This is a genomic window from Reichenbachiella versicolor, from assembly GCF_003171675.1.
Classification (GTDB): Bacteria; Bacteroidota; Bacteroidia; order Cytophagales; family Cyclobacteriaceae; genus Reichenbachiella; species Reichenbachiella versicolor.
This window is the reverse complement of the sequence record NZ_QFZQ01000001.1, coordinates 949,406-975,972: the sequence shown is the minus strand read 5'-3', so window position 1 is coordinate 975,972 and position 26,567 is coordinate 949,406. Positions and strand designations below refer to the sequence as shown.

Below are 26,567 nucleotides of genomic sequence, written 5' to 3'. Positions count from 1 at the left end.
CGAAAAATCACTTTTCATATTTGAAGCTCCTTTTTCTGAATTCAAAAACTTTTTAACAACTAATAATGACACCAGAAGTAAAAACCCTAGAAGAAATTTTCTGTGCTGCATAGAATTATAATAATTAAATCTGTTTAAGTCCAAGTAAAACGAACAAGCCTTAGATCTAGTATTATTGTACCGCTATTTCTATAACAGAGGAAGCACCAAAGTACCCAAGAATTCTTTTCCCCGTTCTTACATCTTTTAGATTACCAACTAGTTCTGAAGGAGGAGAACTAGGACTAATAGAATTATTAGTAGTAATTTTTTTTAATTGGGTAAGGTAATCATAGGCCTCTTTATCCAAAGAAGCGTGAATAAGTTTTATAGATGCATCTCTTCTAAAGAGAACATTGCTTGCATCAAATGCAAATAAATTGCCATTTGTAAATTTGTCATCAAAAAGAACAATATCCGATGGTTCCACTCTTGGCTCACCGTCCACAATTAATCTCCAGACGTAGAAGTTATTTGATCGCGGATTATCGTCTATGACACCTCTTACATACCAATTATTCTCCTCCGAACTAATATCTACTTGATTAAGGTCTGCAAACGAAACTACAGAAGTAGTAATTAATTCAGAATTAGCTACCAATCGAATAGGGTTGGATTGAACTTCATAATCCTCCCAGGTTACTTTTAAAATATATTCCTCACCTAATTTTGGAGTAAACCCTTCTGGTAATGATTCATACATTCCTGGACTGGATTCCTTAAACTTTATTCTTTGGTCACTCTGATTAACCACATACACTTCTGCTCCAGTAACACCTTCATAACCTGATTCATCTAAAAACCCATTAGTCCAACTAATTTGAACTTTCTGAGAGTCACTTTCATCAGTAAGCCAACCATCAATAAATATTTCTCTCTCCCCCTCTGAAAGTTCCAAATCTACCGTATCTATGCATGACACCTGAATTAGCATCAGAAGAATAAAAATCAACCATAAATTTTTCACAATCTAAAGTTATAGGTTATCGAAGGAATTGCTGAACCGAGAATTGATACTTTCTGAACTTGAGGTTTTGTTACATCCTCAGAAGAATAAGTAAAGAAATAATCTTGAGCGTTTCTTCTAGCATAAGCGTTGTATAGTGTAAATACCCAACTTGATTCAAATTTTCGAGGTTTACCATTTTTTTTATTCTTCCTCCCTTTTAAGGTTGCAGAAATATCTATCCTGTGATAATCCTCTAGTCTGTCAAGGTTTCTGTCCGGATAATTTGGAACCAATATCCCTTGAACTTCATACTTCTTATCTGGAAAAGAATAAGGTCTTCCAGTGTAATAAACAAAACTAGACGAAAGAGACAATCTATTATTTAATTGATATACTCCCGTAATGGCAAAATCATGAGTCCTGTCATTATCAGCGGGAAAATAATTACCGTTGTTTATCCCTTCACTAATACCATTTCCTGGTACTCTTTTTTCAGCTTTAGACAACGTATAACTTAACCACCCTTTTAGTTTTCCAAAACTTTTCTTAGCAAAGATTTCCATACCAAATACCCTTTCCTCACCTTTTAAAATCTCAGTTTCAATAAATTCATTAAATAGTACATTAGCTCCGTTTTTAAAATCAATTGTATTGTACTGTCTCCTGTGAAAAAATTCGACAGAACCATTAAAGTCAAGAAAGGGAAAGTATCTGTATGCACCAATTGAAAACTGCCTCATCAATGTGGGTTCAACACCTACGCTGCTAATATCCCATATATCAGAGGAAGATGGAGTAGTAGTAGGTGAAAGTAGATGTAAATACTGAATAGTCTCAAAATAGCCTAATTTTAGTGAGGTTTGTTCATTGAATTGATATTTAAAAATCATCCTCGGAAGCCAATTCACATATAGAATGTTTGTTTCATCTAAGTTTGATTGAAGAGTGTCATAAAGACTAATATTTTCAGAAATAACTATTTGATCATTTTTACCGAAATTGTAAAATGATGATAACCTAACGCCTAAATACCCACTTACTTTATTTGTTATTTGTTTTTCGTAAGACAAATAAACTGAAGACTCTAAACCTTCCTCTGAAGGTAAAGAGATTTCATTTTGACCAGAACCTTGTAAAGGCGTTCTCTTTCCTGGATTGAGCTTATGATAAATTATCTGACTTCCATATTCTAAGATATTCTTAGGATCAAAATACGAAGTTAAATCAACTTTAACCGCTGCATCTCTAATATTAGACTCTCCAACAAATGAGCTCAACTCGTTCTCATTAAGACTTACATATTTATACTGAGTATAATAAGATGTTAAATTAAAGAAATGCCTTTTAGCCATTAATTTATTCCATCTTATTGAGAAGGTTCTATTCCCCCATCGCTGAGATGTACCTACTCCAAAATTATTTCTGTCATTACCATAATAACCAGACACATAAACTTTATTCCTTCTATTTATATTATATTTTAAATTAAGGTTAAAATCATTAAAGTTTGTTCGAATGGTGTTCAAAGTAGAACTTGTGGTAGCAGGCAAAATATAATCCCAGAAAGTACTTCTAGCTGAAATCAAATAATTTAGTTTTTGATTGACAATAGGACCTTCAGCTGTCAATCGACTCGTAATTAACCCTACCCCTCCCGACAAATGAAATTCATTATCACTACCCTCTCTTTGCCTTACATGAATCAATGATGAATTACGTCCACCATATTTAGCAGCGAAATCCCCTTTTACAATTTCTACATCCTGTACTATATCAGGATTAAAAACGGATATTAACCCATAGAAGTGATTAGCATTATAAATCACTGCTTCATCAAGCATGACCAAATTCTGATCTGATGCCCCTCCTCTTACATTAATACCTGAAAGGCCTTCTCCTATATTATTTATACCTGGAAGTAATAATGCACTCTGAACAACATCTACTTCTCCCAAATATGGAATATTCCCCATCAGTTCCATATCCATCCTATTTGTGCCCGTCAGTATGTTTATAGAACTTAAATCTGTATAATTAATGTCATCAACAAGAACTTGACCCAGTTCAATTGGCTTTGGCACCAATCTTAAAGAAACATATTCGTTTTTCTTAAGGTCTAATTGGATATCTATAGATTCATAACCTACATAAGACACCTTTACTCTGTGTAAACCGTGTGGCAAAGAGAGGGAGTATTGGCCGTAACTATTACTAATCACTCCAATCTTCAATGAATCAACATAAATTGTAGCACCTATAAGGACTTCTCCAGACGCGCTGTCTTTCACCAAACCGTAAAGCGAATACTTATATTCAGATAAAGGACGGTTATAGTATTTAATAAAAACCTGATCTCCTCTTACCAGATAATCTAGTTTTTCATTTTGACAAACTTTAGAAAGAATTACGGAAAGTCTATAGTATTTATGCTTTTCTAAAATAATCCTTTTTTTAAAAGGTATAATATCATCATTAAAAGCTAAAGGAATTTGATATTCATCTACAATTACGTCAAATATACTTTTAACCGATGGCGAATCTGACCCAATATAAATTTCCTTATTCAGCCAATCAGGATTAGATTGACAAAACAAGCAAAAAGGAAAGAATAAGAAGAAAAGGAAATATCTTATCAAATGACTGCACTTCTAAATATGCAATCAAAATTAAAAAGAAAGATATAGATTTATATATTTATTCTTGAAACAATAATCTAACAACCAGGACCATCTAAACTAACCAAATTACCTTTCTTTTTATTCTTAATTCCAGCTATTATCTCGAGCGTCTTTAAAGCTTCATCTAAATCTTGTCCATTAAAGGATGAGGTAATTAGGCAAGACCCTATACTTCCCTTCATTTTGAAATCTACTTGATAGTATTTAGAGAGAACAACTATCACCTCGGACAACGGAGTACTTTTGAAATTCATGTCTTCGGCTCGCCACTTCATGACTTCCTCATCCAAGATATGTTGAATATAAATTTTCCCATTTGAGTTTAGAGAAGCTTTTTTACCTTTCATCAATTTGGCTTTTTTACCACCCTTATTTGAATAAAAAGCCACTTCTCCTGATGTTACATTCACATTCTCTACCTTGCCATTGGACTTAAAATCAAAAGACGTACCTAATACTTCTATTGACGATTTTTGTCCTTTTATTATGAATGGTCTAGTCTCATCTCTTTGCACATTAAAATACGCTTGTCCATCTAGATAAACAATTCTTTTCGAATCATTAAAACCCTTATCAAATTGTATTTCAGTATCCTGATTCATTAATACTTTCGTACCATCTGGAAGAACTATTTCCTTTAGTTCTTTGTGATTTGTAGTTAAAGTAGTCAAGTCATTCTTCATAAAAGTGTAACTCAACACACCTAAACTCAATGCAAAAACTAAAACAGCCGCCACTCTATAGATCCATGAATAACCTTTCTTCGAAGTTCTAGATATTCTTGATTCCACTTTCGACCAAGCTTCATCGACATTTGGTAAAAAATGATTAGACGAAGCTGAATTTTCGTAAATACTTCTAGTTTGAACAAACTGAATATTATTTTCTTCAGATTTTTCTATCCAAGCTTCTATCTCCTTTCTCCTCTCGATACTTAGAGTACCCTGAATATATCCTAATAAATTTTCTTCCAGATTTTGCATTGTTGTTGTCTTTCATAATAATGTCAAGAAAACTCAAAAGCCCCCCTATGAATCAGACAAATAATATTATAATTATTACAATTATTTTATTCCAAAGCGGGTTGAGTTCAGCTCTCAACTTTCGTAATGCATGTCCCACTTGATTTTCTACTGTCTTTACAGAAATATCAAGCTCTTCCGCAATTTCTTTATAAGTCATCCCAGAATTTTTACTTAAACTAAAAATAATCTTACACTTATTAGGTAATCTATCAATTGCTAAATTGATTTGACGATAGAGCTCTTTTTTAACCTGGTCATCGTCCTCTCCATCTACCTCCATGTAAGCGATATGCTCTAATTCTACTTTATTTTGCTCTTTTGGAAGTTGAAGTTTTAAATAATTAAAAGATCTATTTTTGACAGCTGTATAAAGATATGCTTTTACAGAAGTGTTAATTTCTATTAGGAATCGTCTATCCCAAATATTGATATAAACCTCTTGAACAATCTCCTCAGCTATAATTTCATCCCGTACGTATCTAACACAGAACCTACATAAATCTGGATAGAACATTCGAAAAAGACTTTCGAATGCAGACTTATCATCATTTTTGATTCTTTCTATTAGTTTTTCTTCAGTCATTCAGTGTCTTGGGTAGACAGGTTTAAACATAAAATATCACACCTAAACACACAAGTGTTAATCAAACTTAAGTGCCCTTGTTGGAGATATTCTAGAAACAAAAGAGAGAGGTAGATAAAGAGCCGTTGACACCACTCCAAAAGTTACTAAATTAACTACAACCATAGATTTTATATCCCAATGAATAGGAACGTAATACATATAATAATTAGCGGCGTCAAGAGGTACTATTAAAAACTCCTGCTGTAATAATGCAAAACCGATCGCTATAACATTACCAATAAGAATACCTTTAAATACTAAGATCATTCCATTCAATAAGAACACTTTTTTTATTTGTTGATTACTGCTTCCTAACGATATCAATACACCTACCATATTAGTTCTTTCCATTATTAAAATAAGAATGATAGAAATCATATTAAAACAAGCTACTATCAATATTAATCCTAAAAAGACACTAACATTTTGATCTAAAAGCTCCAACCAATCAAAAATTTGTGAATACTTTTTTTGAACCATTTCAACGTAATAAGTGGAATCTAGATTCTCATATAGTTCATTATCTATATAATCTATCATACTCTCGTCTTTAACGAAAACCTCCATACCACCCACCAAAGAGTCTGGCCAATTATTTAGTTTTTGCACAAGACCAATATCTCCAAGTACAGTTGTTTTATCAATTTCCTCCAACCCGGTTTCATAAATACCTACTACTTTTAGCTTTCTTACCCTTGGAGGATTTTGAACAAAATAGATAATCGCTTCATCATCCAAGGACAACTTCAAACGATTAGCAATCATCCTGCTAAGAACTACTTCTCTAGCGTATTCATCATTATCAAATTGAACAAAACGACCTTCAACCATGTTTTGTTGAAACCTATTAGCACTAAAATTTCTTGATACGCCTTTGAAATGAATACCTTCAACTTCTTCCTTAGTCTTAATCATTCCAGCTTTGTGAGCAAAGAATTGAACATGTTCAATTTCTGCATATTCATAAACTTGATTCAAAACTTGTTGGGTTACGGTTATAGGTTTTTCATCATAAGCGCTACCCATATCAAATTTACTAATCTCGATATGACCTTTAATGTCATAAATTTTGTCTTTGATAACCTTTTGAAATCCGCCTAGTATAAAAAAAGATAACACCATCACTGCTAGTCCCACACCTATACTTGCCACTGCCAAACGAGAAATTATAGAAGAGAAGGATCCAGATTGAACATTAGAAATTCTTCTGGATATGAAATAAGGTAAATTCAATATTTGAAGTATTTTCGTTCAAAAATGAGATGTAAAACTATACACAAAAGCTAGATTATTGACTTCATCGATCACCAAATACATTAATCTATTATTATTTGCACCACTCCTTATGTGTCTATCTTGCTATGGTAAAAGACAAGAAGGAGTAATTGTAGGTGCAGAACGAATGAAAGAGTATATCCCTGAGTTAAAATCAAAGAAAGTCGGTTTGCTAGTAAACCATACTTCGGTAATAAACTCTATTCATCTGCTAGACACCCTTATATCACAAAATATCCAAGTAACGAAAGTTTTTGCTCCTGAGCATGGATTTAGAGGCCAAATTTCTAATGGAGAAATTGTAAAAAATGGAATCGATTTAAAATCTGGTATACCAATTATTTCCTTATATGGAAAGAACAAAAAACCTAGCAAAGAACAAATGAAAAATATAGACATCCTAGTTTTCGACATACAGGATGTAGGCACTAGATTTTACACATATATCAGTTCCATGCATTACATGATGGAGGCTTGTGCTGACAACCAGATTAAAATGATTATACTGGATAGACCAAACCCCAATGGACATATAATTGATGGACCTGTTCTAGACATGAAGTATAAGTCATTTGTTGGAATGCACCCTATTCCAGTACTACATGGATTAACCGTCGGAGAACTAGCTAAAATGATAATTGGTGAAGAATGGTTAAACTCTAAATCAAAACTAAACCTAGAGATAGTACCTAGCAAAAACTGGACCCACAGCACACCATATACTATCGTGATCCCTCCATCACCAAACCTCCCAAATGACCAAGCAATTTCTTTATACCCTGGGCTTTGTTTCTTTGAAGGCACTAAGATAAGTGCAGGTCGTGGCACCGATTTCCCATTTCAAATATATGGAGCCCCATACCCGTCGTTAGGTTCATTCGAGTTCACTCCTACAAGCAAACCATTTGCAGCCAAATATCCGAAGTTTGAAAACCAGAAATGTTACGGAGTAGATTTAAGAAATGCTAGCAAACCAAACTCATTAGATATTAGCCATTTAATAAAAGCTTATAAAGCATTCCCTGACAAGAACATTTTTTTTAACAATTTCATTCAAAATTTAGCAGGAACGGATCAGCTTAAAACACAAATAATAGATCAAATACCTGAGAATGAGATTCGAAATAGTTGGGCTAAGGAATTAAACCAATATCGCGAAATGAGGAAAAAGTACATAATTTACCAAGATTAATTAGTGAAGCTCATAACCTGACTCTTCCCAAGCTTTTATACCACCTTTAAGGTCATAAATCTCTTTAAACCCAGCTTCTTTCAGAATTAACATTGCACGGTTACTTCGATTTCCTGATCTACAGTAAAGGTATATTGGTTTAGACCTATTCATTTTTTTAACCTTATCAACAAAACGCTTATCGTAATAATTCAAATTAACTGCTCCAGCAATATGACCATTATTATACTCATTTGGTGTTCTAACATCTAATATTAGAACATCCATTTCATTGACAATAGTGCTTTCCAGCTCTGAGGGAGAAATCAGCACACTTTTTTGGTTCAATTGCTGACCTTGACTAGTAAAGGAAAGCCTCAATAAGAAGAAAACTAAAATTACCAATTGTCTCATATCATTAAAATTCGCTAATCAACTATCTATAATCAATTTTCTTTTGAACTGAATAATGAACTACTAATTAGTAGGAATTAATACAGAATACTAATTACTAAATATAATGATACTTGCACTGAACAATCTCAACTGTATCTTCTACCACCCGATAAACAATTCTATTTTCTAAATCTATCCGCCTTGACCATATCTCGGACAAGTCAAACTTGAGTTGTATTGCTTTAGACTCTTCACCATAAGGATCATTACAAATTTTTTCAATAGTTTGATCTATGAGTTGTTGAACAGACTTATCAGTTTTTTGCCAATATATATAATCAAGCCAAGCATTAGGAGAATATTTGATTTGAGAAATCATTTTCTCGTCTTGTCGTATCCGCCACCTACATTTAAATCTTCTAGAGACTCAAATATCCTTTGCCCATTTTTGGGACTCCTCATTAGATAGAAAGTTTCCATGATACTTTGATAGTCTTTCTTTGATAGTACTACGACATCCTCTCCATGTGCCCTAGTCACTACTAGAGGTTCGTGAGTTTCATATACGATATCAAGATACGATTTTAAATTTTGACGAAAATTAGTATAAGTTGTTAAGTCCATCGTTGTTTTAATGTTAATTAAGATATAAAATAATAAAACTAAACTAAGACTATATCGAACTACATTTCAAATATTTATCACAAACTTCTTTAAGTTCTTCTCTTTTCATTGGCTTGATTTTATAACCTTTAATTAAGGGGATACTTTTGGCCCTATCTATATCTCTTCTATCTACTGATGAAGATAAAATATAAACTGGAACCTTTGGTATTTGTGTATTAATATATTTTTCAGCGAATCCCCACCCATCTAAATTAGGCATAAAAACATCTAAAAATATTAAGTCAGGCAATTGGGTAGATGACTTCAGAGCTTCAATACCTTCATAACCATCCTTATAAAATTCTACTTCAATATTGACATCATAATCTGACAGCATTCTGTTCATTAACTTGTGAATGAATGGATCATCGTCAATAACGTATACTTTTGGCATAGTTCAAATTAAATACAAACGGAAGTTAAACGATTGTAAGCACAAAGAACTTCAGTGTTAACAATAATTACTAATTCTTTATCATATCATACTCTTTAGTACCTGTTATTAAGTGTAGATTTACACAAATTTTTAGTAATGGAAACAGGAACTTTCAATACACTACTCGTAAATAGGTTCACTTCTAACGGAGCATATCTAATTGATAAAGAAAAAAACGAAGTGCTTCTTCCCAATAAGTATGTTCAAGAAAATCTAAGTGAAGGTGATAATATTGAAGTCTTCATTTACACTGATTCAGAAGACAGACTAGTTGCTACTACAATCCACCCTAAAGTCATTAGAAACCAGTTTGCGTGTTTAGAAGTGAAAGATACAAGTAGTCATGGAGCATTTTTAGACTGGGGCTTGGAAAAAGATTTATTCGTTCCTTTCAAAGAACAAGAAAGAAAAATGCGTTCAGGACAATGGTATCTTATATATGCATACTTAGATCCACTAACAAAAAGAATGGTGGCTTCTTCTTATACTCATAGGTATTTATCTAAAAAAACATCTGATTTAGAAGAAGGAAGTGAAGTTGAGATAATAATTGGTACTACTTCCCCATTTGGAATACAGGTAATTGTCAATAATCAATTCCAAGGTCTACTGTATGAAAACGAAGTCTTTGAGGAACTATTAATGGGAGCAAAAAAAATTGCTTACATAAAAAAAATTAGAGAAGATGGAAAACTTGACATCTCACTTCGAAAAGCAGGTCTTGAAAATTTAGAAGAAGGTGCTCAAAAAATACTAGAGGCGTTAAAAAGGAACAGTGGAACCTTAGCATTACATGACAAAAGTTCACCCGAGGAAGTTCAACTAATACTCCAAATGAGCAAAAAGAATTTTAAACGCTCTTTGGGAATTTTGTATAAACTAAAAAAAGTTAATCTTAACAATAAAAAAATAAGCTTAATCTAAACCATGCGAAGAGTCATCTTCTTAATTACCTCTATCCTAGTTTCCACACAAGGGTTTTCTCAGCATTCTGAACAAGATTATGAAAAACTACTCAAATCAGAACTTGTTCAGAGTATGTCTCAGCGCTCTTTATTGATCCCAAATTATCATAAAGAACTAAAAGCATTAGTAGCCAGACAGGCATACAACTTTTGGATTGATAATGATGTCGAGAAACTTGTATCCCATAAAAATGTATATAGTTCGCTTTATTATGCAAATAAATATCTTGACTATGATAGTATTTCTTCCAAATCATTCAATCAAGCTTTTGGTCATAGTGAATCTGTTAACTCTATTATTTTCGGTCAAAAGAAAAATGTTTTTTATTCAGCAGGATCTGATGGCCGTGTATTGAAATGGAACCTTGAAAATATCCAACTACTTCCAGAAGTAGTATTTAGCAAGGACGTTATCATTAAATCTATAGACCTAAGTCATGACGACAAACTATTATTGATTAATACTAAGGAAGAAGGTATTTACTTTATTGACCTTTCAAACCAGAAAAGTAAAGAAATCAAGTCAGCAATATTTTCAGATAACGAAATATTTCAAGAAGTAACTTTTTACCCAAAAGATTACCGCTATCTTGGAGTGAACAAATCCGGTCAAATAAGAATTAAGGGTTTAAATATTGACTCTACCCTATTGAGAGATTCTAAAGCAGATATTAACGACATCGTCATAAGCAATAATTCTAAAACTGTATTTCTAGGCTCGGACTCTGGTAAACTTGAAATTATTCCTAAACAAGAACTTCCTCTTTCTAAAGCAATACCTGAATTATTTAGTATTAATGCTATTGCCATTAGTCATGATCAAACATTATTAGCTGTAGGAAGAGAAAAAGGAGATGCTATCCTTATAGACTTAAATACAAATAAGATATTAAGAACCATTGCTGGACATCAATCAGCGGTGACAGATGTAGATTTCTCTCCAAATGACCAACTTCTTTTAACTGCCAGTCGAGATCGAACCGTAAGAATATGGGACACTAAAAACCCTAGAAAATTACCATTGATAATGGATGACCACTCCGATTGGGTATTCACTGCCTCATTTACACCAAATGGAAATCAAGTAGTATCTGGTTCCAAGGATAAGCATATACGAATATGGGAACTTAACCATGAAGTCTTAGCAAATAGACTTTGTTATCTTTTGAATAGAAATATGACAGATAGCGAATGGAAAGAATTTGTCGGACCAACAATAAATTACGAAAAGTCGTGCCCTATTAGCGAATGATGAAATACGACTTTCTCAAATAAGTTTTTTACCATAGCTTTGCTGCGACTTTAGGGGTGTCTTTTTAATAACTAAAGACTGAGAAATACCCTCAATACCTGATGCTGGTTATGCAGACGTAGGGAAAAGTTGAAGCATATCTCTGCTCCTGAAGTCTAATTGTATGAATATGAAAGTCAGACTCAATAATTCGGAGCTTATAATCAAAGAAAAAAGTAACTTGATAAACTTAATGAAAGAGAGAAATCTCTATCATGAAAGTGGTATTGCTGTGGCTATCAATGAAGAAATCCTACCAAAAGGTCAATGGGAAGGATATCAAATACAAGACAAGGACAATATTTTAATTATCACGGCAACTCAAGGCGGTTAAATACTAATTATTATGACAAGACCCGATCAAATTCCTTCGGAAGAAAAAATAACTAGAGACCCTTTTCCTAATTCAAAAAAGATTTATGTAAAAGGGGAAATTCATGACATTGAAGTAGCGATGAGGGAAATATCGTTGAATGACACGAAGTTGAAATTCAACCCATCTGCCCCCGTAGAAAAAAACCCTCCTGTTACTGTATATGATACTAGCGGGCCTTATACTGACCCCAATGTAAATATCGACGTAAAAAAAGGTCTTCCTAAACTAAGAGAACAATGGATCATAGATAGAAATGACTCAGATGAACTTGACGGGATTACCTCTGAATACGGAAAGGAAAGATTACATGATTCGTCACTTGACCATTTACGTTTTGAGCATTTGGCTAAACCGAGAAAAGCTAAGAAAGGTCAAAATGTAACACAGATGCACTATGCAAAAAAGGGCATCATAACTCCTGAAATGGAGTATATTGCTATCCGAGAAAATCAAAGGATTGAAGAGTGGGGAGAACTAAATGATCAGCACGAGGGAAATAGCTTTGGAGCTAACACTCCTAAAGGCAAAATTACTCCTGAATTCGTTAGAGATGAAATTGCAGCTGGAAGAGCTATCATCCCTAATAATATCAACCATCCAGAAACTGAACCAATGATAATTGGTAGAAATTTCTTAGTTAAGATAAATGCTAATATTGGCAACTCAGCTGTAACTTCATCAATAGAAGAAGAAGTAGAGAAAGCAGTATGGGCATGTCATTGGGGTGGTGATACAATCATGGATCTTTCTACTGGAAAAAACATACATGAGACCAGAGAATGGATACTTAGAAATTCCCCCGTCCCAATCGGAACAGTTCCAATTTACCAAGCTCTTGAAAAAGTTAATGGTAAAGCTGAAGATCTTACTTGGGAAATATTTAAAGACACTTTAATAGAGCAAGCTGAGCAAGGTGTAGACTACTTTACAATCCATGCTGGCGTTTTACTAAGATACGTTCCGCTTACTGCTAAAAGAGTAACTGGAATAGTCTCTAGAGGTGGTTCTATTATGGCTAAATGGTGCTTAGCCCATCATAAGGAGAATTTCTTATACACTCATTTTGAAGAAATATGTGAGATAATGAAAGCTTATGACGTTGCTTTCTCTCTAGGAGACGGTTTGAGACCTGGTTCTTTGGCTGATGCTAATGATGCCGCACAATTTGGTGAATTAGAAACTCTTGGAGAGTTAACGAAAATTGCTTGGAAACATGATGTCCAAGTAATGATCGAAGGTCCTGGTCATGTACCGATGCACATGATTAAAGAAAACATGGACAAGCAACTTAAAGAATGTGACGAAGCTCCATTCTATACATTGGGACCATTAACGACTGATATTGCACCCGGCTATGATCATATTACTTCTGGGATTGGTGCTGCTATGATTGGTTGGTATGGATGCGCAATGCTTTGCTATGTGACACCTAAGGAACACCTAGGGCTACCAAACAAAAAAGATGTAAAAGATGGTGTGATCACATATAAAATAGCTGCACATGCGGCTGATTTAGCAAAAGGTCATCCTGGGGCTCAATATAGAGATAATGCGCTTTCTAAAGCAAGATTTGAATTCAGGTGGGAAGATCAATTCAACCTTTCTTTGGATCCGGACACCGCTAAGGAATTTCATGATGAAACTCTTCCTGCAGAAGGTGCTAAAGTTGCTCATTTTTGCTCTATGTGTGGGCCAAATTTCTGTTCTATGAAAATTACTCAAGATGTAAGAGAGTATGCTGATTCTAAACAAATAAAAGCTGATGAAGCATTACAAGCTGGACTTGAGGAAAAAGCAAAAGAATTTGCTGAAAAAGGAAAAGAAATTTACCTAGAACAGTAATGAAAGTATTGGTCATCACTCCTGAAGAATCTGTTGACCAAGAAGTAGAGACATGCAATCTCTTATTGTCATGCGGACTTGAGAGATTGCATGTAAGGAAACCTAATTGGACCAAAGATCGACTTAGAAATTATCTAACACAGATAAATACTGAATTTAGAAGTCAAATTTCAGTTCATGAACATCATGAATTGGCTTCTGAACTTAGTCTTGGAGGTGTTCATTTTAAGGGAAATGATCAAATATTAAAGTCTGAAAAACTCACATCCAAATCATGTCATTCATTTAATGAATTAATGGACATTGATGGAAATGTTGATTACGCGTTTATCAGCCCAATTTTTGATAGCATTTCTAAAACAGGATACAGAGGTAAGTATTCGATCAAGGAACTAAAGGGGATTATGACATCAATGAACTATACGGCTGTTTATGGTTTGGGAGGAATTGACACTACTAACGTTAGTACAATTGATAAAACGGGACTTAACGGTATTGCTGTTTTGGGAGCTATTTGGCAGAACGTAGACATCAATTCAAGAGTAGAGAAATATCATCTTTTGATAAATACTATGGCCAAAAAGAACAAATAGATTTTCCTTTTAAACACTTTAGGTTCATTCAAAGCAAATCAAGGAATAATATCAAACCATTAAACTACCCCTAGTAAAAACATAGAATAATTAAGTAAGCATATGATTAGTACGCTACACTATATTTCTCAAGAAACTTTTGACAAATCTCATGTAGAAAATATCCGTGAGGCATGCAGGCTCGGTATTGATTGGGTTCAACTAAGAGTGAAAGATAAATCGCAGGATGAAATTGAAGAGATCGCTTTTGAAGCTAAAAGTATCTGTAAGAAATTCGGAGCCAAACTTATAATCAATGACCATGTAGAAATAGCTAAAGCTGTAAAGGCAAATGGAGTACACTTGGGTAAAAACGATATGAACCCTATTGAAGCTAGAGAAATCCTTGGAGATAAGCCATATATAGGAGGTACTGCAAACACTTGGGATGATGTTGTTAGTCTAAACCGTGCCGGAGTTGACTATATTGGATTAGGTCCTTTTAAATTCACTGAAACAAAAGAAAACCTGAGCCCAATACTTGGAATTAAAGGGTACTCTACTATTCTAAACAATATGATTATTAGCAATATAGACACACCAATTATTGCTATTGGAGGTATTACCATAGATGATATCTTTGATATTCAAATGACTGGATGTCATGGTGTTGCAGTAGCTAGCCTTATAAATGAAGCACCCAACAAGGAATTGATGGTAGAAGAAATAAAAAGCCTTCTTCCCAATACTGAATTTGGAATAACGGACCATTCAGTATCGAACGAAATCGAAGATAAATTCAATGACTTAGAAAGTAACAATTATGGAACTGAAGATAGCGGACAAGACTTTTAAGTCAAGGTTATTTACTGGAACGGGAAAATTCAGAAATAACGGTGAAATGAAAGAAGCTTTAGAAGCATCAGAATCGGAATTGATTACTGTAGCTTTAAAAAGAGTAGATGTAAATGATCAAAATGATCAAATTCTAACTCATCTACAACACGAAAGAATCAATTGGCTACCTAACACATCGGGGGTAAGAAGTGCTAAAGAAGCAGTATTTGCTGCCGAACTCGCGAGAGAAGCATTAGAAACAAATTGGATTAAACTGGAGATTCACCCAGACCCAAAGTATTTAATGCCAGATCCTATAGAAACGCTAAAAGCCACTGAAGAACTAGCTAAAAAAGGGTTTATAGTTATGCCTTACATACACGCTGACCCAGTTCTTTGTAAGAGGCTAGAAGAAGTAGGAACTTCAGTTGTTATGCCACTAGGATCCCCTATCGGAAGTAATAAAGGTCTCAAAACGATTGATTTTCTTGAAATCATAATAGAGCAAGCAAAAGTCCCTGTCGTGGTAGATGCAGGAATTGGTGCTCCTTCTGATGCAGCTAAAGCAATGGAAGTCGGTGCTGATGCTTGTTTAGTAAATACAGCAATTGCTGTTAGTCAAAACCCAACTAAAATGGCAAAAGCTTTTAAAATAGCCGTAAAAGCAGGCAGGATGGCCTATGAAGCCAAATTAGCATCTCCGGTAACTAATGCTGTTGCAAGTAGTCCCCTAACAGCCTTTTTGGATGAGTAGTTTTCGAGAAATATTTGATCAATATAATTGGTCTCAGTTAGAACACGACATTTATTCCAAAACTGATCAGGATGTTGAGTCTGCATTGAAGAAATATCCCCGAGACTTGGAAGACTTTAAGGCACTAATTTCTCCCGCTGCCACACCGTATTTAGAACAAATGGCACAGTTAAGCCATGAATTAACTTTGCAACGATTTGGCAATACAATTCAGCTCTACACTCCTATGTACCTGTCTAACGAGTGTCAAAATATCTGTACTTATTGTGGATTTAGTATGAACAATAAGATTAAGAGAAAGACACTATCAAATGAAGAAATTGATCAAGAGGTTAAAGCAATAAAAGACTTAGGATATGACCATATCCTATTAGTAACTGGAGAGGCAAATCAATCTGTAGGAGTTGGTTACATTGACAAAGCAATACGAAGAATAAGACCTCATTTTGCTAATGTAAGTATGGAAGTACAGCCTTTAGATCAGAAAGATTATGAGAGACTAATTGATTCAGGCCTTCATTCCGTTTTGGTATATCAAGAAACGTATCATCAAGAAGAATATAAAACCCATCATCCTAAAGGTAAAAAATCTAATTTCTACTATAGACTAGATACTCCAGATCGTTTAGGTAAAGCTGGAATTCATAAAATGGGACTTGGAGCCTTGATAGGACTAGAAGATTGGAGAATAGATAGCTTTTTTGTTGCGCTTCATCTGGACTATTTAGAGCGAACTTACTGGCAAACTAAGTACTCATTATCATTTCCTAGACTTCGTCCTTTCTCCGGAGGTTTGGAACCTAAAGTAGAAATGAAAGATAAAGAGTTGGTTCAGCTTATAAGTGCTTATAGACTATTCAATCAAGAAGTTGAACTTTCTTTGTCAACGCGAGAGACAGAAAACTTTAGAGACAATGTAATGAAACTTGGAGTAACTACAATGAGTGCTGGATCCAAGACCAACCCGGGTGGATATGCAGTTGAACCTCAATCTTTAGAGCAATTTGAAATATCAGATGAAAGATCACCTAAGCAAGTTGCAGAAATGATTAAGAATAATGGATATGAACCTGTATGGAAAGATTGGGATATAGCTCTTGAAGGAGTCTAATCTTGAAATTGATGTCGTGTAAAAATATTTGAAGGGTTAATCTTATAATTGGTTTGCCCTTTTTCATTTTGAACGTGCACTTCCATATCATTAAATCCAAATACATACATGTTTAACTCTATATTCAGATTTACATCGTGACTTAGAGCTTTTTTAAGAAGCCCCCAATTCCTACGAATCTCGTCCTTTTCATCTTTGGTTAATTTTGAAATACTTGTATGAATAGAATTAGCAGTGATATATGATTCCTTTACTGAAATTTTAAATCTTCCCATATCAGACTTTACTCCTTTTAATGCCTGCTCATATAAATGTTGGGCAAACAAATCATGATTTTTTAAAGACAACAATGAGGACTTAATTGAATCATCTTCTATGTTGTCATAAGGAAATTCCTTTTCAATCCAAGTATCCGTTACCTCTAGTACTGAAAATAACAAAGTATCATAAATAGCTGCACTATAAATACTAATCGGTACTAGTATCATTGTATAATTTTGATGCTCTGTAAAGTGCTTTACAAAGATATCCAGATCGTCCCCTATACTAATATTCTTTTTATGGAATTGATTAGAAGACAATAAGTGTCTTTTCTCTTCTTCTACGAATTGTTCAACGAAATTATTAGATGAAGACAGATGATGGATCATATCTTCAATCTTTTCAAGGTGATTCTCCTTTATGTAACTCTTCATAGACTCACCTATTACGTGTACGTCTTTTTGAGCACTTAAATTAAGCGACATTAAAAACGTAATTAACAGGAGGACATTTTTATCAAGCTCAAACAATAAGCAAAGGCTTTTAATGAAGTTCCCTCTATATCAAAATGAGGTATAATTTTTTTATTAAAAGTAAAAGTCGAGTAATATCTATTTAATACTCAATCCTATCATAGTTTTCGCACTATCAAGGTTTAAATTATCAGCAACCTTAGAAGACTGTTCTGACATTGGTAACTGATGTATTGACCTTAAATATTGTAAAAACGAGACCCCATCAGCTGCGCCATTATCATCTGTCACAGTTTGATTAAATAATCCTTTACTTATAAAGTAAACCTCCGTGACATCGTCAGCCTTATTAGTTTTTAGTTGAGGAAGATCATTACCTTTAATATTCCAAGACTCATTACCTCCATTTAGCATTTTCATTTTTTCATTCGAATCAAAATAATATGTATTTTGATTTACTCCTGAAAACTCTATTTTCTTATTATCAGGATCAATGACAACCATAGAAATATCCAAATCACCTAATGTCTCAGATGAATCGAAATACCTTTCTTTTACTTTCGTCAATACTACTGATAAAACTTCCGAAGGGTCCAAATTTCCAATCCTATATACGGACTCTATAAGATTTAAACTAATAAACGATTTAAGACCAACGAGTGAGGCAGAGTTTTTACTAGTACTTAAAAGAGAAACTAATATTTTCCCATCTTTTTCACTAAACCAGTAGCTATTATTATTCTCTGGAGTACTATCATGAACAATAAAGCTATTTTCAACTATTTTCTGTAAATCCGATTCTCTAGGAAGCATTGAGTCACTAACTTTTACAACAGACTCACCCGAAGTAGCAGCACTCATTGCACTCTGTTCCTTTTCTTTTTTAGCCAAAGCCTTGTCAAACTCAACCTTAAGTTGATCTCTATCCCATGGTTTAACAAGATACTTATCTAGACCAAATTCATTGACTGCTCTTATGATAGCACCTATATCACTGAATCCAGTCATAATCATTCTAACAATGTTAGGATGTTTAGGAACGATCTTGGCCAGTAAATCAACACCTGACATACGCGGCATTTGCTGGTCTGTAATAATTAGATCAATATGTTTTTCGTTTAATATCTCTAAAGCATCAAACCCATTTAAAGCGGTATAAATATTATAGTCCCGCTTAAATGCATGTTGAAATATTCTCAAATTCACAGGTTCGTCGTCCACATACAAAACACTATATTTCTTAACGGACTCTTTTCTCTGTGGACGCTGTAATACTAACTCCATTCTTATCTATTACGATTACAATAATTGATCTTCTAATACTTTTTCGTCAACCTCTAGTTTCTTCGGCAATTTAATAATGAAAGTGGTACCAACTCCTATTTCACTCTCAACTCTTATCTCACCATTGTGTTTTTCTATAATACCATGTGAAATTGACAATCCTAGACCTGTTCCTTTACCGATATCTTTAGTTGTAAAAAACGGATCAAAAATTTTATCTTTTACATCATCAGGCATTCCAGAGCCATTGTCCTGTACCCTTACTTCAATCCAATCTTCATCAAGATCTTTGGTATAAATAGTAATTACTCCCTCTTGACCATCTATTGCGTCTAATGCATTATTTATTAGATTGACAAAAACTTGATTGATTTGACCTGGGAAACACTGTATTTGAGGAAGGCTATCATCTAAATGCAACTCTATATGAGCCTTATCTTTTGATTTATTCTTTAATATCAATAATGCTGAATTAAAACTCTCATTGATATCCGCATCTTTAACTTCTGCTTCATCATGCCTAGAGAAACTCCTCAATCCATTGACAATCTCGGTAATTCTGTTAATACCATAATTGACATCTTCAAGAAGTTCTTCACTACTCGATTGAAGATCTGTCAATGCATCTTCGTCCTCTTGAAGAATAGCCGCGTACTTTTTTATTTCTGCAAGATCGTCAAGTCCTAAAACTTTTTGATAATTAGCTATAAAAACACTTAATTCCTCAAAATTCCTTAGTAGTGACTGAACACCACTTGAAACAAAATTGATAGGATTATTAATTTCATGTGCTATACCTGCTGTCAATAAACCTAAAGAAGACATTTTTTCAGCTTGAACTAAATGAACTTGAGTGTTTTTTATTTCTTGATTAGCTTTTTCGAGTTCTTTTTTAGTTTCTTGTTCTTTTTCAAGAATAACCTTCAAATTAAGATGCGCCTTCTTCAACTTATTATTCATAGCCAACATAGCTTCTGAACTTTTCTTGAGCTGAATATTTCTATTTAAAATAGTCTTTTGTTGTTCAGCTAAATTTTGGTTCTGTTCACTTATAGTCTTATTAGTATTAATAGTTCTATAAAATGCGACTCCTAAAATAGCTAAAACAAGTACTGAGGCACCAATAATAACATATTGAATGAGCTTTGCCTGTTCAGCTTCTTTTGCTTCAAACTCTTTTTGTTGTTCTAAAATTTGTTGTTGCTGTCTAGCTATTTCTAATTGTTTTTCTCTTTCCTTTTCTCTTAAACTTATATTCTCTTTTTCTACTTCTAATTCCTTAAGCCTTTTTTCCCTTTCAAGAGCCTCATAATTTTGTTCTGCAAGCAATAAATCTTGTTGCACCCTCTCTGCTTCGAGTGCCTTTTGTTCTAACTCAATAGCCTTTAATCTACTCTGCTGATTTTCATATTCAAGTTGCTTGATTTTTTGCTCTGATTTAAGTTTTTCTTGCTCTTCTGCGAGTCTTTGATTCTCTATATTAGACAATAATGCCTTTGCTTGTTGTTCATAACTTTCTGCAAGGTTCTCTTTTGATTGCGAAATTTTTGGGCGGTACTTCCCTGACTCCCCCACTTGAAGTTTGACCGCTTCATATTGTTTTTTATAATCGGCTGCTAAAGCCATTGCTCCTTTTTTTGTATGAACAAGATTTAGCAATCTATATGTCTCCAATAAAGTTTCCTTAGAATTTCTTGATTTGGCTATCCTTTCAGCCTTATCTAAAAAGCTTAACGTTGAACGATAATCTTTTTTATCATAGGATACTTGAGCCATCTCGTTGTAAACATCGGCAATGGATGAAGTCTGACGTTTCTGTTCATATTGTTCAATAGCTTCTTCAAAAGAGGCCATAGCCTTGGAATGATTTCCTGTTGCTGCTAAAGCTAAACCTAGAGAGGAATAATATTCTGTAACATCGCCATTATTTTTAATAGCTAATTCGGCATAACTCAGAGCTTCTTTTCCCTTACCTACATTCAAATACTGTCTCGACAACATATTTGCTGCATCAGCCTTCCTTCTTTTATCTCCTTTGTCTTTAATGCGCTCGAAATACAGTGTTCCAAATTCAATAGCTTTTTGACTATTTTTAGCAACTATGTATTCTTTAAAAAGCATTTCATGTGCTTTTCCTACGTATGAGTATTGTTTATCAGTCAAAGCTAATTTTAATAGCTTTTCATAAACTTCGATCGCGTTATTAGATTGATTAGATATTGCATAGTTATCACCCAAGGCAGATAGAACTTTCGCTCGCCCTTTGAGGTTTTGCTTTTTGTCATAAAGAACAAGCACCTCCTTATAATAATCACTAGCCTTATTATAAGCCCCCATAGCCTTATAAACATTGGCTAAGAAATAAAAACCATCTATTCTTCTATCGTTATTTCTATTTCTATCTCCATATGAAAGAATAGAATAATAATTTGAAACCGCCTTTTTATAATCTCTCTTAGTGAGATATATATCTCCAAGAAGCTCTTTAAATTCTAAAACTAAATTTTCATCTCCTAGACCTTCTGCTTGATCTAACCCCAACATGCCATAACCTTTGGCAGCCTCTAGGTTACCTCTTTTTTTATTGAATTTAGTTTTCTCTAGCAGGTCCTTAGCATCATCCGAATTAAAACTCTGAGAAACAGCAACTCCTGTAACAAACACAAATACCAATAATGTAAATAATCGGAAAACCAATCTCATAATATTATATCTGTTCATACATGCATAGAGAACATACCCTTAATTCTTGTCACTTCTTTCCAACCAGAAGTAATTATTGCCTAAATCCAAATCTCGATCAAAAATTAAAATACCACAATATTGCGATAAAAAGTATTTAAAAAATGAATTAGTAGACCATAACAGAGAAATATTCGACCAACTTATAGTTTTATTCTATGGATGCAAAAACTCTAAGCGTTAAGGTTTAGGGAAGTTCTCAAGTCAGAAAACACTTCCATTCTTAAAATAATACAAAAAATTAAAGACCTTCATCATAAACACAAACAAAACAATACAATTATTAAATGCATTTAACTTCGATCAACCTAAATTTTGTTTATTTTAAAAAACGTATTTTGCACTATTGCAATAATTATTTTGATTTTTAAAATATTAAGCATACTTTAGTGTAGTAATATTTCCGTTTATTAAACCTGTATATAATATGATTAAATCATTACTAAGAAAAGTAAGACCTCAAGAAGGAGCTTTAAAGCTCAAGTTCAATAAGGAAGAAGGTATATGGATGGTTTTAAAGGGACACAGCATTATGTTCATGGGACAAGAAGAACAATGCAAGACTTATATGAGTCAATTTGGATAATCAAAGACACAAAAAAAGGGAAGTTGAAACTTCCCTTTTTTTGTGTCTTTGATTATGGAACTTGATCACCCCGTATTCCTCATTGCGCTAGCGATAGCATTTATGGTCAACATTAGCTCTGTTTGAATAGAATCCATTTCTGCATTCTCATTCTTCTTAGCCTCTCTCCATTTGGTCAATAAATCAATTTGCTTCTCATGAAGATGTTTCATCAAAGGAGTTCTCAAATAATTTGAGTAATGATGATTTCTTCTTCTCTCTTCAATAGGGTTTTCCAGAAGATCCATCAAAATTGTTCTTGTCCTTTTTAACTCCGAAAGAAAAAGATCCAAAAACTTATCCTTAACCTCTTTAGTATTCACGAGATCAGCATACATACTTATTATATCCTCATCAGTTGCAGCTAAGCTTGTATCAACATTAGTTAATACGTATCTGACAAACGTATCAGTCTTCGTTGCTTCTTTGAATTTAGCATAATTATCAGGATCATTCTCTTTTAACTTAGTCAATGCTGTACCTACTCCATACCAACTTGTCATGTGATATCTAGCTTGACTCCAAGAAAACACCCATGGAATTGCCCTCAAATCCTCCAAAGTACTTGCACCAGTTCTTTTGGCGGGTCTAGAACCAATTTTACTTGTCTCAATAGCATCTATTGGTGTCGCATGCCTAAAGTATTCAATAAACCCTTCTTCATGAGTTAAATTTTCGTAATGGACTTTACTTTCCTTAGCTAATCCATTAAGAATATCTGCTAGCGGGTGATAATTCGACTCTGATTTTTCATCAAGAATTCTTTTAGTCAAAGAATTTGCTACAAGCAATTCTAAATTATATTCAGCATTTACTTTATTCTCATATTTCTGAGCAATTGTTTCACCTTGTTCAGTGAGTCTAATATTGCCTTGAATAGCCCCATACGGAAGTGCTTTTATAAAATAATGAGTAGGACCTGATCCACGACTAATAGAACCTCCTTTTCCATGGAAAAATGTTAACTGAACACCAAACTTACTCCCTATCTCACTTAACTTGTATTGTGCCTTATAGAGATTCCATTGACTAGCTATGATACCACCGTCCTTATTACTATCACTATAGCCTACCATTATTTGTTGTGATGGTTTAGGCATATCATTTTCAGTCTGCAAGTATTTTAGACTCCGCTGCGTAAACTCATGACTTAACCATTTTTCAAGAATTTCTGGTCCATTCTCTAAATCTTCAATTGTCTCTAATAATGGAACCACAGGAATTTTACATATCAAACCATCTTCAGTCATCTCCGTCAACCCCGCTTCTCTAGCTAATAAGTACACTGATAACAAATCTGATAATGATCTAGTCATACTTACGATAAAAGACCCAATACCATTTGTTCCGTAGTTAGAAATTTGCTCTTCGACTACTCTATAACAAGAAATTACTGCATCTGCATTTGGACCTAATTCGGTTTTTTGATGAGTAAACGGTCTGTTAGAGTTCAACTCATGAGTTAAAAATTGTACTCTTTTCTCTTCAGACCATTCAGAGAAATTAGTTTCTTCAAACTGAGCTGCAGTTAAAAGCTGTTCTATTGCCTTATCATGAAATGCGCTGTTTTGTCTTACGTCAAGTTTTGCAAGATGGAAACCAAAAACCTCAACGCATCGAATAGCTAAATTGACATCATCATAAGCTACTGCCGAAGCACCAAAGCCCATCAATTCTTTTTTCAAAAGCGCTAAATCATCCTTTAAAAATTTAGACTTTGTGTAGCTTCCTTCGTGTTCTGACAGCTCAGTAGCGTGCCCTCTTTCTATGTGAACAGGTAATTTTGCAATGATGAGGTTGACATATTGTCTGAAACTTTCACCTTTATTTCTATTGAAAGCCTCCTCTCCTATTTCACCAAGGTCAACCTTAAATTGAACTACTCTTTCTTGAAACTCTTTAGAACAATCTTCAAGTGAACAAGTAAAGCTTAGTTGCTTCACTAATTTCGTCAACTTCCTTTTTAAGACTACAAACGCATTCAACCTAAGTGAATGAAGAGTGTCTTTTGTCACTACATCAGTAATTAATGGATGACCATCTCTATCACCACCTACCCAGTCACCAAAGTTGATTTGTGGAAAAGCATGCTGTTCAAGAAGTTTAGACTTATCAAGATCACATGCTACCCAAGCTTGAATCAACCTTCTGTCTAATACTGGAATAACCTCTGGGAACACATTGACCAAATAATGCATGATATTCCTAATCTCTGAGCTTACATCTGGCTTTTCAAGATATATCTCACCAGTCTTCCAGAGTCTGTAAAGGGAAAGTTTAATATTATGCCTGATATTCTTCAACTCATTATCTGAGTACATTTTATTCTCTAGACTGACAATTTGCAAATAAAGCTCTCGGTGATGATCAAGAACGGTAGCTCTTTTGGCTTCAGTTGGATGTGCCGTTAATACCGGCTCAACCACAGTTTGAGGGAGCATCTCTAGAATATCATCTTCTGAAACACCGTTTTCGATTAGTTCTTTGAAATTTTTAGCAAAAAGTCCGTTTACTTCATAAAGAGCCTTATCGTTTTCTGTAGTTCTTCTATTCTGTACAGCAGCATTTACTTCAACCATATTAACAAGCTGGAACACCAATGAATAAAGCTGAACATGTTTGGAAGACATCTCTGCTCCATCTTTGAATGGTACTTCATTGATAAAAGGAATATCTTGAGCTATTTCTGCTTCACCATTTTGTTCCATCACCTCTTTGAGGCTCGTTAAAAGAAATTCTAAATCTCGGTATGGTTTACCAAGCTTACCCTGTACTTCACTAAGAATTGAATTCATATAATTGGCTTTAAGAGTACTTTACATCGTCCTTATTTGCACCTGCAAATTTCCTCGCAATTTAGAAATTTATTAAGATTGAAAACAGGTTTAAACATGATTGTTCGTATAGTCTCCTTTATTTATACAAGTAAATATTCCCTGACTTGTTTTTTGAGTCTTGAGGTTTCATTTATTTGTTTAATTTAGCTAAGATTGATTTTTGAAAACATTAAATATTGATAGGGCGTTCCTATGGAAAAATATAAATGCGTTGCAATAGACGATGACTTAGTTTATTTGGAAATATTCAAAAAACTTGCAGAAAAAGTCGATTCTATTGATTTAGTAGGTACTTTTAGTAGTGCTATAGATGGAGCTGTGGGAGTTTCTAAGCTCAAACCTGAGATTCTATTTCTAGATATTGAAATGCCTTATTTGGATGGATATGAAACTATTTCAACACTTGAAGATAAGCCTAGAATCATAATCGTTTCATCACATTTAGAATATGAAACTGATGAATTGAAAATTGATGTTAAAAAATTTGTACGAAAACCACTTGAAGGTCCTGAACAATTAGAGGAAATTGTTAAAGAAGTAATGTCAATGTAATAACAATAACATTAAAGAAAATTTTAAAGGTCGTTTCTCTATGAGACGACCTTTTCTATTTAATATGCTTGAAATAATATATCAAGATGAACATTTTATAGCTATTAATAAACCTCATGGTTTAATAGTTCATCGCTCTAATTTAGCTAAGGACGCTACTATCTTTGCACTACAGGAATTGAGGAACCAAATCAATCAGGCAGTTTACCCAGCACATAGAATAGACAGAAAAACATCGGGTATTCTATTATTCGCTCTGTCGAGAAATGCTCTTTCTGAAATCAGGAAACTTTTTGAGAATAAATCGATTACAAAAAAATACTTGTCGATTGTTCGTGGTTATACTCCTAATCAACAATCAATAAATTATCCTCTTACGAATGAAAAAGGAGTTTCTCAGCCATCAATCACTCATTTTCAAACAATAGAAAGAACAGAAATTAATATCCCTTTTGGGAAGCACCAAACCTCTCGATACTCTTTAATAGAAGTCTCTCCTGAAACAGGAAGAATGCATCAAATCCGAAAACATATGGCGCATATTTTTCACCCTATCATAGGTGATCGCCCACATGGCTGCAATAAACAGAACAAACTCTTCTTAGAAAGATGGGGAATCAAAACAATGTTTCTACATGCATCTTCACTTTCATTTGTACACCCATTCACAAAAGAGTGCATTACCATTAGTGCAAAGCCTCAATCTGAATTCTTAAATTGTATAAACCTCTTGAATTTTAATTATTCTACACTGTCTTAGACTTTTGATTCTGAATCATTAGCGT

At 33.8% G+C, this 26,567-nt stretch carries 25 protein-coding genes and 1 riboswitch; of the genes, 12 read left to right on the top strand and 13 right to left on the bottom strand.

The genetic code is table 11. The features are described from left to right. Positions 1 to 172: 172 nt before the first annotated feature. The 5 genes from DKG80_RS03895 to DKG80_RS03875 all read right to left on the bottom strand — a co-directional run bounded on the left by DKG80_RS03895 (position 173) and on the right by DKG80_RS03875 (position 6,549). A complete protein-coding gene (locus DKG80_RS03895) occupies positions 173 to 1,006 on the bottom strand; it encodes a DUF4249 family protein (RefSeq protein WP_162555666.1) in 834 nt (277 codons plus the stop codon). Further along, a complete protein-coding gene (locus tag DKG80_RS03890) occupies positions 1,003 to 3,624 on the bottom strand; it encodes a TonB-dependent receptor (RefSeq protein WP_109829968.1) in 2,622 nt (873 codons plus the stop codon). Before DKG80_RS03890 ends, DKG80_RS03895 begins: the two co-directional genes overlap by 4 nt. Positions 3,625 to 3,701: 77 nt before the next feature. Further along, a complete protein-coding gene (locus tag DKG80_RS03885; RefSeq protein ID WP_109829967.1) occupies positions 3,702 to 4,649 on the bottom strand; it encodes a FecR family protein in 948 nt (315 codons plus the stop codon). A 52-nt stretch (positions 4,650 to 4,701) separates the two neighbouring features. Beyond that, on the bottom strand, positions 4,702 to 5,274 hold the full coding sequence (locus DKG80_RS03880) for an RNA polymerase sigma-70 factor (protein ID WP_109829966.1): 573 nt from the start codon (positions 5,272 to 5,274) through the stop codon (positions 4,702 to 4,704). Positions 5,275 to 5,331: 57 nt separating this feature from the next. Beyond that, a complete protein-coding gene (locus DKG80_RS03875) occupies positions 5,332 to 6,549 on the bottom strand; it encodes an ABC transporter permease (protein ID WP_109829965.1) in 1,218 nt (405 codons plus the stop codon). A 58-nt stretch (positions 6,550 to 6,607) separates the two neighbouring features. Here DKG80_RS03875 and DKG80_RS03870 point away from each other — a divergent pair, with 58 nt between their 5' ends. After that, complete coding sequence (locus DKG80_RS03870) at positions 6,608 to 7,783, top strand: exo-beta-N-acetylmuramidase NamZ family protein (RefSeq protein ID WP_245906951.1); 1,176 nt, start codon at positions 6,608 to 6,610, stop codon at positions 7,781 to 7,783. Here DKG80_RS03870 and DKG80_RS03865 read toward each other — a convergent pair whose 3' ends face one another. The 4 genes from DKG80_RS03865 to DKG80_RS03850 all read right to left on the bottom strand — a co-directional run bounded on the left by DKG80_RS03865 (position 7,784) and on the right by DKG80_RS03850 (position 9,218). Continuing rightward, on the bottom strand, positions 7,784 to 8,176 hold the full coding sequence (locus DKG80_RS03865; protein WP_109829963.1) for a rhodanese-like domain-containing protein: 393 nt from the start codon (positions 8,174 to 8,176) through the stop codon (positions 7,784 to 7,786). 97 nt (positions 8,177 to 8,273) lie between these two features. Then, on the bottom strand, positions 8,274 to 8,537 hold the full coding sequence (locus DKG80_RS03860) for a Txe/YoeB family addiction module toxin (protein WP_109829962.1): 264 nt from the start codon (positions 8,535 to 8,537) through the stop codon (positions 8,274 to 8,276). Then, positions 8,534 to 8,782 (bottom strand): type II toxin-antitoxin system Phd/YefM family antitoxin, encoded by a 249-nt coding sequence (locus tag DKG80_RS03855; protein ID WP_109829961.1) that lies wholly within the window; start codon positions 8,780 to 8,782, stop codon positions 8,534 to 8,536. Before DKG80_RS03855 ends, DKG80_RS03860 begins: the two co-directional genes overlap by 4 nt. 49 nt (positions 8,783 to 8,831) lie before the next feature. Further along, positions 8,832 to 9,218 carry a response regulator gene (locus DKG80_RS03850; RefSeq protein WP_109829960.1) on the bottom strand — a complete coding sequence of 129 codons (387 nt, stop codon included), beginning with the start codon at positions 9,216 to 9,218 and terminating at the stop codon, positions 8,832 to 8,834. A gap of 138 nt (positions 9,219 to 9,356) precedes the next feature. On the opposite strand from DKG80_RS03850, the gene DKG80_RS03845 reads away from it, so the two are divergent. The 8 genes from DKG80_RS03845 to thiH all read left to right on the top strand — a co-directional run bounded on the left by DKG80_RS03845 (position 9,357) and on the right by thiH (position 17,008). Continuing rightward, positions 9,357 to 10,184 carry a CvfB family protein gene (locus tag DKG80_RS03845; RefSeq protein ID WP_109829959.1) on the top strand — a complete coding sequence of 276 codons (828 nt, stop codon included), beginning with the start codon at positions 9,357 to 9,359 and terminating at the stop codon, positions 10,182 to 10,184. A 3-nt stretch (positions 10,185 to 10,187) separates the two neighbouring features. Beyond that, entirely contained in the window at positions 10,188 to 11,477 is a 1,290-nt protein-coding gene (locus tag DKG80_RS03840) for a WD40 repeat domain-containing protein (RefSeq protein WP_109829958.1), read from the top strand. Positions 11,478 to 11,519: 42 nt separating this feature from the next. Then, positions 11,520 to 11,619: riboswitch (TPP riboswitch) on the top strand. Between the two features lie 27 nt (positions 11,620 to 11,646). Then, positions 11,647 to 11,850, top strand: coding sequence for a sulfur carrier protein ThiS (thiS, locus tag DKG80_RS03835; RefSeq protein WP_109829957.1), 204 nt, complete (start codon positions 11,647 to 11,649; stop codon positions 11,848 to 11,850). A 12-nt stretch (positions 11,851 to 11,862) separates the two neighbouring features. Further along, positions 11,863 to 13,734: a phosphomethylpyrimidine synthase ThiC gene (gene thiC, locus DKG80_RS03830; RefSeq protein WP_109829956.1), complete on the top strand. Its 1,872-nt coding sequence runs from the start codon at positions 11,863 to 11,865 to the stop codon at positions 13,732 to 13,734. After that, positions 13,734 to 14,327 (top strand): thiamine phosphate synthase, encoded by a 594-nt coding sequence (locus DKG80_RS03825; RefSeq protein ID WP_109829955.1) that lies wholly within the window; start codon positions 13,734 to 13,736, stop codon positions 14,325 to 14,327. The genes thiC and DKG80_RS03825 overlap by 1 nt, the downstream gene beginning before the upstream one ends. A gap of 102 nt (positions 14,328 to 14,429) precedes the next feature. Next, positions 14,430 to 15,161 carry a thiamine phosphate synthase gene (locus tag DKG80_RS03820; RefSeq protein WP_109829954.1) on the top strand — a complete coding sequence of 244 codons (732 nt, stop codon included), beginning with the start codon at positions 14,430 to 14,432 and terminating at the stop codon, positions 15,159 to 15,161. Then, a complete protein-coding gene (locus tag DKG80_RS03815; RefSeq protein WP_109829953.1) occupies positions 15,130 to 15,897 on the top strand; it encodes a thiazole synthase in 768 nt (255 codons plus the stop codon). Before DKG80_RS03820 ends, DKG80_RS03815 begins: the two co-directional genes overlap by 32 nt. Beyond that, positions 15,890 to 17,008, top strand: a complete 1,119-nt coding sequence (gene thiH / locus DKG80_RS03810) for a 2-iminoacetate synthase ThiH (RefSeq protein ID WP_109829952.1) — start codon at positions 15,890 to 15,892, stop codon at positions 17,006 to 17,008. Before DKG80_RS03815 ends, thiH begins: the two co-directional genes overlap by 8 nt. Here thiH and DKG80_RS03805 read toward each other — a convergent pair. From DKG80_RS03805 to DKG80_RS03795, 3 genes are all read right to left on the bottom strand, one after another. Next, complete coding sequence (locus DKG80_RS03805; protein ID WP_109829951.1) at positions 17,005 to 17,754, bottom strand: hypothetical protein; 750 nt, start codon at positions 17,752 to 17,754, stop codon at positions 17,005 to 17,007. The two genes, thiH and DKG80_RS03805, sit on opposite strands and share 4 nt — an antisense overlap. A gap of 126 nt (positions 17,755 to 17,880) precedes the next feature. Beyond that, entirely contained in the window at positions 17,881 to 19,026 is a 1,146-nt protein-coding gene (locus DKG80_RS03800; protein WP_109829950.1) for a response regulator, read from the bottom strand. Positions 19,027 to 19,041: 15 nt separating this feature from the next. After that, complete coding sequence (locus DKG80_RS03795; RefSeq protein WP_162555664.1) at positions 19,042 to 21,567, bottom strand: ATP-binding protein; 2,526 nt, start codon at positions 21,565 to 21,567, stop codon at positions 19,042 to 19,044. A gap of 628 nt (positions 21,568 to 22,195) precedes the next feature. On the opposite strand from DKG80_RS03795, the gene DKG80_RS21070 reads away from it, so the two are divergent. Next, on the top strand, positions 22,196 to 22,354 hold the full coding sequence (locus DKG80_RS21070; protein WP_162555663.1) for a hypothetical protein: 159 nt from the start codon (positions 22,196 to 22,198) through the stop codon (positions 22,352 to 22,354). A gap of 65 nt (positions 22,355 to 22,419) precedes the next feature. Here DKG80_RS21070 and DKG80_RS03790 read toward each other — a convergent pair whose 3' ends face one another. Then, positions 22,420 to 25,188: a phosphoenolpyruvate carboxylase gene (locus tag DKG80_RS03790; protein WP_109829948.1), complete on the bottom strand. Its 2,769-nt coding sequence runs from the start codon at positions 25,186 to 25,188 to the stop codon at positions 22,420 to 22,422. A gap of 234 nt (positions 25,189 to 25,422) precedes the next feature. Between DKG80_RS03790 and DKG80_RS03785 the strand changes: the two genes are divergently transcribed. After that, a complete protein-coding gene (locus DKG80_RS03785; protein ID WP_109829947.1) occupies positions 25,423 to 25,782 on the top strand; it encodes a LytR/AlgR family response regulator transcription factor in 360 nt (119 codons plus the stop codon). Positions 25,783 to 25,822: 40 nt separating this feature from the next. Further along, on the top strand, positions 25,823 to 26,542 hold the full coding sequence (locus DKG80_RS03780; protein WP_221409041.1) for a pseudouridine synthase: 720 nt from the start codon (positions 25,823 to 25,825) through the stop codon (positions 26,540 to 26,542). Positions 26,543 to 26,567 lie beyond the last annotated feature (25 nt).